At 38.4% G+C, this 14,638-nt stretch carries 10 protein-coding genes; all 10 read right to left on the reverse strand.

Translation table 11 applies throughout. From position 1 onward, the window contains the following. Positions 1-117: 117 nt before the first annotated feature. The 10 genes from mnmH to dalD all read right to left on the reverse strand — a co-directional run bounded on the left by mnmH (position 118) and on the right by dalD (position 14,149). Entirely contained in the window at positions 118-1,224 is a 1,107-nt protein-coding gene (gene mnmH / locus H4J61_RS00610) for a tRNA 2-selenouridine(34) synthase MnmH (protein ID WP_182182749.1), read from the reverse strand. Further along, positions 1,224-2,258, reverse strand: a complete 1,035-nt coding sequence (gene selD, locus H4J61_RS00615) for a selenide, water dikinase SelD (protein ID WP_310650015.1) — start codon at positions 2,256-2,258, stop codon at positions 1,224-1,226. Before selD ends, mnmH begins: the two co-directional genes overlap by 1 nt. 86 nt (positions 2,259-2,344) lie before the next feature. Beyond that, positions 2,345-3,949, reverse strand: a complete 1,605-nt coding sequence (locus tag H4J61_RS00620; protein WP_182182753.1) for a cation:proton antiporter — start codon at positions 3,947-3,949, stop codon at positions 2,345-2,347. A 937-nt stretch (positions 3,950-4,886) separates the two neighbouring features. Then, positions 4,887-6,533 carry a glucose-6-phosphate isomerase gene (gene pgi, locus H4J61_RS00625; protein ID WP_182135369.1) on the reverse strand — a complete coding sequence of 549 codons (1,647 nt, stop codon included), beginning with the start codon at positions 6,531-6,533 and terminating at the stop codon, positions 4,887-4,889. Positions 6,534-6,617: 84 nt separating this feature from the next. After that, entirely contained in the window at positions 6,618-8,627 is a 2,010-nt protein-coding gene (tkt, locus tag H4J61_RS00630) for a transketolase (protein WP_182182756.1), read from the reverse strand. 147 nt (positions 8,628-8,774) lie between these two features. Beyond that, complete coding sequence (tal, locus tag H4J61_RS00635; RefSeq protein WP_182182758.1) at positions 8,775-9,728, reverse strand: transaldolase; 954 nt, start codon at positions 9,726-9,728, stop codon at positions 8,775-8,777. Between the two features lie 228 nt (positions 9,729-9,956). Then, positions 9,957-11,414, reverse strand: coding sequence for a xylulokinase (gene xylB, locus H4J61_RS00640; protein ID WP_182182760.1), 1,458 nt, complete (start codon positions 11,412-11,414; stop codon positions 9,957-9,959). Positions 11,415-11,667: 253 nt separating this feature from the next. After that, a complete protein-coding gene (gene hxpB / locus H4J61_RS00645; protein ID WP_182182763.1) occupies positions 11,668-12,345 on the reverse strand; it encodes a hexitol phosphatase HxpB in 678 nt (225 codons plus the stop codon). 27 nt (positions 12,346-12,372) lie between these two features. Further along, positions 12,373-12,594, reverse strand: a complete 222-nt coding sequence (locus H4J61_RS00650; RefSeq protein ID WP_182135358.1) for a hypothetical protein — start codon at positions 12,592-12,594, stop codon at positions 12,373-12,375. Positions 12,595-12,772: 178 nt separating this feature from the next. After that, positions 12,773-14,149 carry a D-arabinitol 4-dehydrogenase gene (gene dalD, locus H4J61_RS00655; RefSeq protein WP_220461156.1) on the reverse strand — a complete coding sequence of 459 codons (1,377 nt, stop codon included), beginning with the start codon at positions 14,147-14,149 and terminating at the stop codon, positions 12,773-12,775. Positions 14,150-14,638: the final 489 nt, after the last annotated feature.

Genomic DNA, 14,638 nt, shown 5'->3' on the forward strand with positions numbered 1-14,638 from the left:
ATTCGCCAACAAAATTTATCTGCACAACAACTCAGGCAGAGAAAAACAGGGGCTAAATACCCGCTCAAAATCGAATTCCCTTTGCTTTACTTAGGTTAGGTCAGATTAGAATAGGTTTTATTTATCCTGTATAAAAGCTAAACATTGCGCGTTGTTACCTTGAAAAACAACTCGGTCAGCTTTTAATCCTAACTGGTATTGGTACATAGGATCATAATACTCACTAAGCAAAGGTTTTAACCAATCTAAGTGGTTCTCTAGTTGACCCTTTTGCTGCTGAGATAAGGCCATACTCTGTATTTGCTTTAATTGACCATAACGTTCTGTACCTAAGCGTTTACGTACTTTAAATAAGCCTTGGGCTAAATACTCACTAAAGGCAATAAAACCTTGTTCTTCACCATAGGCGAGTTGGTATTGGGCAGTCATTTTGATGATATATTCTTGGTATATCTGCTCAAGTCGATAATCTAAACTTTCTTCAATCACCACAACTGGCGCTAAGGTCATTGCTTGGCGTAAACTTTCTGGTAAATGCACGCTACCAATTAATCTGCCTTCATCTTCCAAGACTAACCTTTGCGATAAAGAAAACTTACCTTGGATGTATTGTTCAGCCAATTTGTTTTCAAAATTTATTTGATTGGCTTGCGCGGTCACAAAACCGCCAAAACTTGAGCCTCGATGACCGGCCGCGCCTTCTAAATCTAAACTGTTTGCACAATGGGCCAGAAAAGGCGTTTTTCCACTGCCGGTATTTCCCGCTAAAATCGTTAAGGGATGTAAGGCAAGTTGCTCCAATTCGTTCAATAAAAACTGACGCAGTGCTTTGTAGCCTCCGGTAATCAATGGGTAGTTAACCCCTGACTCTTTTAACCAGCCTTGCACCGTTTGTGAACGTAAACCACCACGAAAGCAATATAAATAACCTTGTGGGTTTTCCTGGGCAAAGTTTTGCCAGTGTGCCAGTCGGCTTGCTTTGCTCTGTCCACAAACAAGGGCATTACCCAAAGTAATAGCGGCGGCTTGGCCTTTATTTTTATAACAAAGACCAACTTCAGCGCGTTCATCATTATTCATTAGCGGATGATTAATCGACTGACCAAAAGCGCCCTTTTCAAATTCAATCGGTGCGCGTACATCCATTAAAGGCAGTTTATTAGCAATAATAGTGCGAAAATCAGCGCTATCGGCGCGCGCTGTTGCTGAACTCTTGATGGCCATTACAATAAGCTTACCGTGGGTGAAGTGGTTGTAACAACTTCGCCAATAGGTTGAAGATTCAAACCATTTTCTTGACATAAGGCTTCAAAAGCTTGCTTACCTGCTGGCTTAACGGCAACAAGTAACCCGCCACTGGTTTGAGGATCGCACAAAAGTATTTTCTGTTTTGGGCTTAACGGCCCAACATGTTCGCCATAACTGGTAAAGTTTCGTTCACAGCCACCAGGTACGCAGCCTTGGTCGATGTAATCATCAACAAAATCAAGACGGGGTACTCGCTCAAAATCAAGCACAGCCGAAACATCACTGCCTTGACACATTTCCAAAAGATGCCCTAACAGCGCAAAACCTGTCACATCTGTCATGGCGGTTACTGTGTCTAGTGCTGCAAATTCTTGCCCAATAGTATTTAAAGTTTTCATCACTTGCGGCGCTATATCAGCATGTTCAGGTAACAATTTACCTTGTTTTTCTGCTGTGGTTAAAATACCAATACCTAAGGGTTTAGTTAAATATAAAAGGTCACCGACCTCGGCGGTATTATTTCGCTTAATCTGCGCGTTATTAATCAGGCCAGTAACCGCTAAGCCAAAAATAGGCTCTGGTGCATCAATTGAATGACCGCCCGCTAACGGAATACCGGCTTCAGCACAAATAGCTCTAGCGCCATCCAGTACTTGTTGGGCGATTTCTGGTGCTAAAAGATTAACCGGCCAACCCAAAATAGCTATCGCCATCAGGGGTTTTCCGCCCATGGCGTAAACATCGCTAATAGCGTTACAGGCAGAAATTTTACCAAAGTCAGTTGGGTCATCGACAATCGGCATAAAAAAATCTGTGGTGGAGATCACGGCTTGGTCATTGCCAATATCGAAAACGGCTGCATCATCTTTGGTGCTATTACCCACTAACAGAGCGTTATTCACCGGTAAAGTAAGTGATGACTTTAGCATCACGTCAAGTACCGATGGTGAAATTTTGCAGCCACAGCCTGCGCCGTGTGAGTATTGAGTCAAGCGAATTTTTGTCATGATGTCTCGTATGAAAGAGTAAGCAGGTGCCTAATTTACAGTAATACCTGCCCTGTTACACCTGCCGATTACTATTTATAACCTGCCGCTTAACTTGCAGACATACTTTGTTTAACTAATAGCGCCGCTATTTCATGTTGTGCATAGACAAACGAGCTAATGTTAATGCCTGCCAATTCGCTTTTTTCTTCTAAGGTGTTCACTTTCACTATTAAGTTTGCCTTAGGATAGTAATTAAGCACAGCTTCACAAATAATTTGTTTGTTTCTCAAAGAATTGGCAGTAACAATAATGCTACTGCTTTGTTCTACCTTTAATGACTCTAATACGGGCTTTTTGTCTAAGTGACCAAAATAGGCGTTATAACCACGCTTTCTTGCCAGTAATACATGCTGTAAATCATCAGAAATAATTAAAAAATCAATACCTTTACTGGTCAGTTCTTTCGCCACAATTCGGCCCAAAATAGCAAAACCACAAACAATAGTATGGTTGCTTGCATCTACTGCGGTGATTTTGTCTGCTTCAAAAAATTCAACCACAAAAATGGCGGCTAACTTATAAATATTGCTGACCATAAAAGGCGTTAAAATCATAGATAGCACAGTGATCAATATGAGGAAGCTGCCTAAATTTTCTGAGAGAATATTTTGACTGATCGCCAAGGCAAAAATAGCAAAAGAAAACTCTCCTACTTGGCACAAAGCAATAGCCGATTTTATCGATTCACTTTTGTTCGCTTTTGCTCTCATTAGAAAATAAACGATAATAGCTTTTATTATCATCACCAAGGCTAATATACCCAGTACCCAATGTAAGTTACTGATAAAAAATAACACATCTATTTTTGTGCCAATAGAAAAGAAAAACGCCCCTAATAATAAATCTTTATATGAGGATATATCTGACTCTACTTTTATGTGGAATTTAGTTTCTGCGATGATCATACCCGCAATAAATGCGCCTAAAGAATAAGTAAAGCCCATTTCATGAGCAATCAGTGAAGCACCCAATACAATAGTAAATACCGAACTTAAAAATAGCTCTTCCATGCGCGCATTTGCTGAGAAATGCAGTAACCAAGTAATGATTTTTTTGCCAATAGTAAACATGAAAATAATGATAAGGCTGGCATAAAAAAGCGTTTTTAATAAAATATCAACCAGGGATAATTCATTATTGGATAAAAAACCCATTAATAATAAAATAGGGATCACCGCCAAGTCTTGAAAAACTAAGATAGCAACTGACTTTTTACCATAAGGGGTAACAATATCTTTTGATTTTTTCAAATAGGGTAATACGATAGCCGTTGAGGATAAGCTAAATGAAAGCGCAATAATTAATGACGATATCGGTTCAACATTAAAACCATAAAAGGCAATAATAAAAATAACAATAGAGCTAAAAGCAACCTGTATAAAACCATTAAAAAATATCAGTTCTTTCATTTTACCCAGCTTAGAAAATGACATTTCCAAACCAATAGTAAACATAAGAAAAACAATACCAAATTCTCCAATTAGCTCAAGAGAGTGAGGTGTGGTGCTGCCATTAAAATCAAAAAAATTACTGACAATAGTGCCAGTAATAATATAACCAATAATATGCGAAATAGAGAATTTGGTTAATACAATATTGATAACGCTCGCCAGCGCCAAGGATACAGCAATAATAACAAGTATGGAGTCCATCTAAGCCCTTAAATTAACCTGACTATTTATATCAGTAATTAAAAATTTATCTGATAAGTTATATGCACATTACAGACCACTAAAGAAACAAAAGCAATACACCAGCAATGCACTAAGTGATAAAAATAATTATTTTAATTCAATAAGTTAAAAATAAATAGTAATAATTCTGTGCATTAAATTTTTATCTGATGCTTACTCTTAATGCACGCGCACCATTATAGTGCAATTAGAAGGCTATATTAATCATTAATTAACTCAGTAGTTAAGCACAAAACTTAAGCCAAAAAGCAATAAATTGATCGATGGATGGGTAATAAAATGAATGAATATCGATATTGTCTTGAAGTTAGGTTCAAGCGAAAACTACAAGCCTGTAACAAAATCTGTTACAGGCTCGAAACTAGTTATTATTAATCTAAGCACTGGCTATTTTCAATGACTCCTGCGTAAATCACCTAACACGTAGCGCATTGAAAAAAGTGTTGTCGACCATTAATTGAAAGCTGTTTTTCAGCATAAGTATCAGTTTATGAAAAAGCCATTAACCGGTTATCGCTATGGTTTTAGCTAAGAGCATCATTTTACCCTATTGCAATGCTCAACTAGGATGCTTCTTGCTGTTGTAATATTAAGGTTTTAACTCCAATTCAATAAATAGCCGCAAGTTTCCATTTATATCTTTTTTTATGTTTTTATGTTTTTACGTTTTTTCATTTCAGTTTTCTAGCTAAGCTTGTTATGCCTTAACTGAAGTAGTGGAATGCATGACGCTACGACAAAATTAATCGCCTATGTTAATTATATTAATCGCCTATATTAGCAAAAGTATTTAGACACTGAGCTGACTGTGCTCAACATTAGTGTCTAAATGACTGATATCTGAATGACTAATATTTGAATAAATAGGATCTAAGTACTTTTCAATGGTCTATTTTCAACCCTTTTTGAATTCATGATAAAAATTAATTAGACCAACTGTTGAGCTATCATATGAGTCATTAACATAGTTTGATTCAAGCTCTGCCTGTATTTTAATCGCTAATCCTTTACCCAACTCAACCCCCCATTGATCAAAAGAACAAATTTGCAGAATAATCCCTTGAACAAATATTTTATGCTCATAGAGGGCAATCAAACTCCCTAATGAACGAGGAGAAATACGCTTCATTAATATCGTATTGGTTGGGCGATTACCCTGATGAATTTTATGAGGAGCGACTTTATTGATGTAATCTGGTGTTCGCCCTTTAGCTTTTAAGTCTGCTCTTACCTGTTCTTCATTTACCCCTTGCATTAGTGCTTGTGTTTGTGCAAAAAAGTTCGCCATTAAGGTCTCATGGTGTCCTTCAATCGGCGTAACACTTTCAACTGAACCAATGAAGTCAGCAGGCACTACATTATTACTTTGGTGTAAATATTGGTAAAAAGCATGCTGCCCATTGATACCGAGTTCACCCCAGATAGAAGGAACCGTTGGGTAAGTGATGGTTTCGCCATTCATGGTAACCGACTTACCGTTACTTTCCATTTCAGCCTGTTGTAGATAAGCTGAAAGCATATGTAATGACTGATCGTAGGGAAGAATAGCCTGTGATCTTGCGCCTAAAAAAGTACAGTTCCAAACACTTAATAGGGCGAGAATAACTGGGGCATTTTTTTCTAGTGGCGCACTACAAAAATGATTATCTATTTCATGAGCACCTTCAAGTAATTCGATAAAACGCTCGAAACCTAAATCTAACGCTATCGGTAAGCCAATTGCCGACCATAATGAAAAGCGGCCACCAACCCAATCCCACATATCAAAAATATTTTCAGGTGCGATACCAAACTCTGTCGCATTCTTCTTATTAGAAGAAACGGCTACAAAATGTTGTGCGATAGCTGATTGATCAAATGACGAGGCAACTAGCCAATTCATCGCAGTTTTCGCATTGGTCATGGTTTCTTTGGTGGTAAAGGTTTTGCTCGAGACAATAAACAACACTGTTTCTGGATTTAACGGCCTTAGCACGTTGGCAATCTGGGTCCCGTCAACGTTTGAAACATAGTGAACGTTAATACGGTTATCGCTATATTGCTTTAACGCTTCAGTAACCATTTGTGGCCCCAGATTAGAGCCACCAACACCGATATTGACTACGTCAGTTATTCGTTGTCCAGAATAACCTTTCCATAACCCTTCGCGCACTTTGTCGGTAAAAGACTTCATGTGCAGCAAGGCATTATTTACTTGTTCACTAACCTCCTTGCCGTCAATAATGATTGATTTATTTGAACGGTCGCGCAATGCTGTATGAAGTACGGCACGATCTTCAGTATAATTGATCGGCTCGCCACTAAACATTTTTTCTCGCCAGCCTTCAATATCGCAATCTTTCGCTAGCTCAATTAAATTATCGACTGTTTCTTTTGATATTAGGTTTTTCGAATAGTCCAACATAAATGGTGACAGCTTAATAGAAAACTGCTCAAAGCGGGCACTGTCATTGGCAAACAATTCACTCATATGTTGTTGTTTCATAAAGCTTGCATGGCTGACCAATTTTTTCCAACTCGCCAGTGAAGTTCTAGGTGTCATTTTCATCTCCGTTTCTCGTGTACAGCTAATATCAAAAGAATTTTTCTATTTATTATTTATTGCTTATTACTTATTGCTGAAAAATCACCTATTGGAGCTCAACAGCGCTATTGCGGTATTAACCACGTGCTCTACGGTAAAGCCAAAGTGATTAAGGAGCTGATTACCCGGCGCAGATTCACCAAAGCTGCTCATACCAATAACCTTGCCGTTTCTGCCAACATATTTATACCAAAAATCAACATGTGCTGCTTCTATGGCTATTATTGATTTAACGTCACTGGGCAGCACAGACTCTTGATATTTATCGGTTTGTCTGTCAAAAATATTAGTACTGGGCATAGAAACGACTCGCACTTGTACACCTGATTGGCTTAAACGTTCTGCGGCGTCTACCGCTAAACTGACTTCAGAGCCGGTTGCGATTAAAATAAGTTCAGGCTTGTCCTGGCAAGCTTTTAATATATAACCACCTTTGGCAATATTATTTACCTGTGCGTTATCACGGTGTTGGTGTGACAAATTTTGACGGCTAAAAATTAATGCTGACGGGCCATTTTGTTTGGTGATCGCTGATTTCCAAGCCACCGCTGACTCAACCGCATCACAAGGTCGCCAAGTTATTAAATTTGGCGTCATGCGCAAGTTAGCTATTTGCTCTATGGGTTGATGAGTTGGCCCATCTTCTCCTTGTGCAATAGAGTCATGGGTGTAGACGAAAATATTTTGAATAGACATCAAAGCTGACATTCTTACCGCATTACGGGCATATTCCATAAACATCAGGAAAGTTGCCCCATAATTAATAAAACCGTTATGCAATGAAATACCGTTCATGATGCCGCTCATCCCGAATTCGCGAACACCGTAAAAAAGGTAATTTCCATCCGCATCATCTGCCGTAATACCTTTAGAGCCTGACCATAAGGTGAGGTTTGAACCAGCTAAATCTGCTGAGCCACCTAATAGCTCAGGTAACAATTTTCCGTATGCTTCAATCGAATTCTGTGATGCTTTTCGACTGGCTATATTTTGGCCATCTTTTTGACATTGAGCGATAAACAAATCAGCATTTTTTTCAAATAACGCGGGTAAGTTTTGTTCAATAACACGACGTTGATATTCATTGCCCAATTCGGGATGGGCTTGCTTATATTTTGTAAAAAGTTGTTGCCATTGTTTTTCTTGCTCAACCCCTGATTTTTTGGCGTCCCAGCTAGCATAAATATCTGCAGGGATTTCAAAAGGAGCATGCGGCCAGTTTAAAAAGTCGCGGGTTGCTGCTATTTCATCTTCCCCTAACGGTGAGCCATGACAGTCGTGTGAGCCTGACTTGTTAGGTGAGCCAAATCCTATAATAGTTTTACAGCAGATCAGCGTTGGCTTATCAGTGACAAGTTTAGCTTGTTCAATCGCTTGTTGAATTTGTACTGGGTCATGGCCATCAACATCAGCAATAACATGCCAGTTGTAAGCGGCAAAGCGCGCTGGGGTGTTATCGGTAAACCATCCCTTTACATCGCCATCAATCGAAATACCGTTATCGTCCCAAAATACGACTAATTTACCTAGGCCTAATGTACCCGCTAACGAACAAACTTCATGAGATATACCTTCCATTAGGCAACCATCACCTAAAAAGCAATACGTATAATGATCAACAATTTCAAACGTTTTACGATTAAAATGTGCCGCTAGCGTTTTTTCAGCAATCGCCATACCAACGGCATTTGATAAACCAGCGCCTAACGGACCTGTTGTGGTTTCTACGCCTGGGGTATAGCCATATTCTGGGTGACCAGGAGTTTTAGAGTGTAACTGTCTAAATTGTTTTATTTGTTCAATGGGTAAGTCATAGCCAGATAAATGTAACAACGAATAAATTAACATCGAACCATGGCCATTACTTAAAACAAACCTGTCTCGGTCTGACCAATTGGGGTTATTTGGGTTATGTTTTAAAAAGTCATTCCATAATACTTCAGCAATATCGGCCATCCCCATGGGGGCACCTGGGTGACCAGATTTTGCTTGTTGTACAGCATCCATGCTTAACGCACGAATAGCATTGGCTAACTGTTGTCGAGTAGTCATTTTTTGATCCTGTTTTGATAATGAATTTCTTGCTTAGTTACTATCTGTCGGCAAGAGGTAAGCTATGGAATGTGGGATGCAAAAGCAGTATGGTCAAATGACGATAAGGGGATTTATCACTTGACCATACGAGCCATAATTATTTTATTACACGGCAGTTTTTTGAGATATTAATGAAGTAACCAGTGTTTCCAACGACTTTTGGTCCGCCGAAAACTGGGTAATTCCACTGACAAGCTTCTCTTTTGCCATCGGATCATTTTCGTGTTGACAAGTAAAGCGCTCTTCATCTAGCGGCTCTATCTCAATACGAGGTTTAACGTCAATATCATCGGCATTTAACTTAACAACAAGTTCGCCTTCTGTTTCTTGTAGTTGCGTTAACAAGGTAGGAGAAATCGTTAACAAATCACAACCGGCAAGTTCAATTATTTCACGGGTATTTCTAAAACTTGCGCCCATAATTACTGTGCTATATCCATAAGACTTATAATAATAATAAATACGTGTCACCGATTGAACGCCAGGATCATCAGCACCGATAAAGTCTTTATTTTCGTTCTGTTTATACCAATCTAATATTCGTCCGACAAAAGGCGAAATTAAAGTAACCTTTGCTTCCGCACATGCAATCGCCTGAGCCATACTAAATAACAGTGTTAAATTACAAGAAATACCTTCTTTCTCTAACTGTTCAGCGGCTTTAATGCCCTGCCAGGTTGCCGCTAACTTGATTAAAATTCGATCTTTGTTAATACCGGCGGCTTGATATAAGGCAATTAACTTTCGACCTTTTTCAATACTTGCCTGCGTATCATAAGAAAGTCGAGCGTCAACTTCGCTGGAAATTCTCCCTGGAATAATTTTCAGTATTTCACAACCAAAATTAACAATCAGCTGATCGCAAACATCATCCACCTGACCCTGAGTTTTAGCTATCGCGTCATCAATTAGATGTTGGTACTGTGGTAACTTTGCTGCTTGTAAAATTAATGATGGATTGGTGGTTGCATCAATAGGGTTTAATTCTTTGATTGAATCAACATCGCCGCTATCAGCGACAACTATCGTTACTTTTTTCAATTGTTCTAATAAGTTCATGTTAGTCCTATAAAAGAGTTAATTTGATAATCTTACTAACGGCTTTATCACTGAGATTTAACCGTTTAATTAATTAAATTTTTGCTGACATTTTGTTGCAACTATAAAGCGTTAATAGCGGGTATTTTTGCTTTTAACGCTAAATATTATCGACACTTTACAGTGATTTTTTGTAATTTTGCCCAGCAAACGCTAAGCTTTTTTATTTACTACAGGCTAGTTACTTGATTAAAAATAACCTTTCAAACTAGTGTAAAGCTTGCGATATGTTTGATATTGCGGCTGATAGTAAGTAGACATGGCACTATCACTCTCAATAACTTTAGTGATCTTGCCTGGCTGACAAACACTTTGCGGTGACTCTTTTGATATGGCTATTCGTGCTAAGCGCGCAGCACCAAAAGCAGGACCCACTTCCCCCCCTTCCCGGTAGATCAGTGGCTGATTTAGTACACTTGCTAATATTTTTCCCCATAATTGACTTCGAGCACCACCGCCAATTACCGACACTTGACCTATTTCAGTACCACCGTCCAACAACACTTGCTGTGCGTCGGCAAAAGCAAATGCAACGCCTTCTAAAACGGCACGCCCTAATGTGCTGCGCGTAGAATTATGTGATAAACCAAAAAATACACCTTTAGCATTAGGATTATTATGGGGCGTACGCTCACCAGATAAATAGGGTAAAAAAGTAACCGTACAGGGTTTAGTAAAATCCTCAGTTTCCACTTCATCTAATAAAGCTTTTTCATTAGCGGCACCGGTCAGTTTAGTTACCCAACTTAAACAACTCGCTGCGCTAAGAATAACTGACATTTGATGCCAAGTTTCAGGAATACAATGACAGAAAGTATGAACTGCACCATCGGTATTCGACTGATAGTCTTTATTAGCGACAAAGAAAACGCCTGACGTCCCTAAAGACAAAAAGGCTTCGTTCGGATTAATCACACCAATACCGGCTGCTCCTGCGGCATTATCACCCGCACCCGCCGCTACCGGCACCTGCTTAACACCCCACTGCTTAGCTACGCTAGCACGCAATATTCCAGTAACTTCTGTGCCTTCAAATAATTCAGGCATATGAGACTTATCTAAATCAGTTGCCGCTAGCATTTCATCTGACCACTGTCTATTTGCAACATCTAGCCATAGCGTGCCAGAGCTGTCTGACATATCTGAGGCATAATCACCGGTCATTAATAGACGAAGGTAGTCTTTGGGTAAGAGAACTTTTTTGATTTTATCAAACAGATGAGGTTCATTTTTTTTCACCCACGCCAGTTTCGGTGCTGTAAAGCCAGGCATAGCAATGTTGCCGGTAATATCACGACTATTGGTTATTCTTTGCTCTATTTCAGCACATTCAGTATAACTACGACCATCATTCCATAAAATGGCTGGACGGATAATATTGTCATTATCATCGAGTAAGGTTGCACCGTGCATTTGCCCCGACAAGCCAATGGCCTTTACGTCAGAGAGTGCTTTACCATGCTCAGCTTTTAATTGAGCCATCGCAAAGTTTGTTGCCTGCCACCAATGTTTAGGGTCTTGCTCTGACCATAAGTTTTCTAGACGAGATATTGTTAATGAAGACGAAGCTTGCCCAATAAGCTGCTCATCCTCTGCAAGTATAACAATTTTAACGCCAGAAGTTCCTAAATCGATTCCTAAATACATAAACCTATCTCTTTGTTTTATCGTTGTTTTTATTGTTGTCTTTTATAATGTAACTCTAATTGCTTTCCCTTTTAAGATAAAGGATTAGTTACCTTTAATCGTCAAACGGGGACGTTTTTATAAAATCAAAACGAATACTGCTGATAAGCATAGAAAACCAAAACATTCTAAGCTCACAAAACGTGTCACATTGCCAAAGCAGCCGTTACTGCAATAAATTAAATAAAATGACAAAAAACCTGTGAAGCTCTGCCTATACGTTATTGGCGATAACGCTAGGTTGTGCTTTATTTATTAAATAATGTTCAATTTCCTCAAGCGAGGTAAAAATACCATCAGCAATACTAAACTTAGGATCGGTAATGTCTTCAGGTATGACATAAGTCGTAATTGCTGCTGCTTTTCCTGAGATCATGCCAGTAACGCTATCCTCAATAATTATGCATTGCTCTTTGTTTGACTTTAGTTGTGTCATAGCGCTTAAATACACATCTGGATGGGGCTTTCCGTACTTTTCGTTATCCGCACTACAAATCACGGTAAAAAAATCCCTAATCGACAAATGATCTAGCACCGCATTAATGACCGGCACACTAGAGGATGTTGCTAAACCAATGTTGAAATTATTTTTTTTCAAGTAGTTCAGTAAGCTGTATAAACCGGCTTTAGCTTGTCCTTGCTCACGAATATGGCTAATTACCGAATGCATAATATTTTGTTGTAGTTCAATATTCGATATCGGCAGATCAAAACGTCGGCACCAAGTATCAGCTAAGTCGTCTAATTTTCGCCCCATAGTATAATTAATACAGTCATCTATAGTAATTTTGACCTTGTATTTACTAAGTTCTTCTATTTGCGCCTGACGCCAGAATGGTTCTGAGTCAATCAGTACACCGTCCATATCGAAAATAACAGTTTTTATATTCATAAATTAATATCCATAAAATTTGTACCATCATATATAGTGAGCCAAACCCGTTACTAAAACGCAATTAAGCATGTGGATTACTATTTTTTTGATTTCAGGAACTACCGCAAGAATTATAATAATTCCTTTTACAAGCTTTTGCAGATAACCAAAAATATTCATTAACGTTGAAATAATAGCTAAAATTAAAACTCCAACCCTGCTATTAAATAAAGCCCTGCGCCCTAAAGTTAAACTTGCAGCACCCATAGCAATCAGCCCACAAGTCATAACACTCACTAATATAAAAGGAGGACAGCACTGCGTTTAACTATTTTAACAACACCTGTAGCTGTTATAAAACCTGCTAACTTAGTACTCTACAATCAATAGGTTGAGAGACTAAGCTTAGTTTCATTTCGCTTAATATGCTGTAGATAAGCTAGCCCTAATGATTTATTTTTAGATATAATTCATTAATTTTATCTCGCAACATGATCTCAAATTCAGCTTTCTCAGCAAGCTTGCCAAAAAGCATGCTGTTCTGAGAGTAAACTTTAATAGGATCGTCACTTGCGTACATATTAGTCACTAATTGCTTATCGATAATGCCATCTTGGTATTGATAAGGTAGCGCACCTTCATGCCATTTCTTTAAGAAAATAAAGAATAATGCCGGTAACATTGCGGTTGCTTCAGGCGATTTATTATTTTGATAACAGTCAATTAGTGTCGGTGTAATCATTGCTGGTATTTTAGAAAAACCATCCGCCGCAACCCGTTGATTCGTATCCTTGATGTTAATATTCGCAAAACGTTCAAGCACAATATCACGGTAGCTAAACAAATCTATTTCATTACTATTTAAACTTGGAATAACATCTTCAGTGATATAATCAAAGGCTAATTTATAAATGAAATCGATAGCAACACTTTCATATATAAAGGATTTACCTAATAATGTTCCTGCCCATGCGATGCAGCTGTGCGAGGCATTTAAAATCCGAATCTTAGCTTCTTCATAAGGCACAACAGATTCAACCACTTCTACCCCTACTGAAGCTAAATTAGGCCATGGCGTAATAAAGTTATCTTCAATCACCCATTGTATATATGACTCCGCCATCACAGGCGCATTGTCATCTATACCGGTTTTTTCTTTAATACGTTGTGGCAAATCTTCAGTTGGCCGTGGCGTTATGCGGTCAACCATAGTGTTTGGACAAGTTATGTTATCACCGAGCCAAGTTAGTAATGTCTCGTCTTTTTGTAATTGTAAAAACTCCACTAATCCATTATAAAAACGCTGGCCATTATGGCGTAAATTATCACAATTTAATAAGGTCACAGGGCCATGATTACCTAGCATTCTTTTACGAAGAATACTGGCCACTACACCGTAAATGGTTTTTGTATCACCAGACAAGTCAGCTTTAACCGCCTCGTTTGATTGATCGAGTTTATTATTGGTATCTAAATAATATCCCGCTTCAGTGACAGTAAAAGAAATCACTTTAGTTGCCGCTAAAGCCCCAACAGTTATTAACGGTGCCAAGTCTTCCTGCCACGGAACTATATTTTTTATTGAGGTGATTTTTTCGTACTTACTTTCGCCTTGCGGTGAGATAGTTTCAAGTACATATTCCCCTTGTTGTTCGCGAAGGCACTTTGCTATGGCTTCATCTTCGCCGCGCATATTACCAGCGGTAATAGACCACGTATTATCACCTGCTTCTATAAGCTTGTGCATATACCAAGCTTGGTGAGAACGGTGGAATGCCCCTAAACCAATGTGTAGCCATGTGTAACTATGTGAATTACTCAAACCATTAACCTTTAATAGACATTTCGTTGAGAGGTACTATATTCCAAGGTCGAATAAATGTCCATAGCTTGAGCAATTATTTGAATACAATCAAAAGATTTTTATTTAAAATAATATCTACAGGTAAATAACCCACTTTATATTGATGCCCATACTGTTTATTCATGCTTGATTAACACCATATTAAAGTGGACAAAAACATGAATTTAAACATTAGTTTTTAATGCGAACCTTAGGTCTGGTCCCTAAAACTGGCTTAAACAACGATAGAACCCTGCTTACCTATCGGCCAATAAATCAATAATAATTCGTTAACGATCCTATGCTACTGTATGACCTAAAGTGTTAATTTTTAATATATTATTAAATAGACGAATACTTGATACATTAGTACAATAGTCAGGCTGTTCTTTGATAAACCCCTACATTGAATGGTTAAGTATCGTATTTCGATTACGTTAATCAAGGCTAAAAATTTACACAAAGAGA

It is taken from the genome of Colwellia sp. MB3u-4 (assembly GCF_014077065.1).
In the GTDB taxonomy this organism is placed as follows: domain Bacteria; phylum Pseudomonadota; class Gammaproteobacteria; order Enterobacterales; family Alteromonadaceae; genus Cognaticolwellia.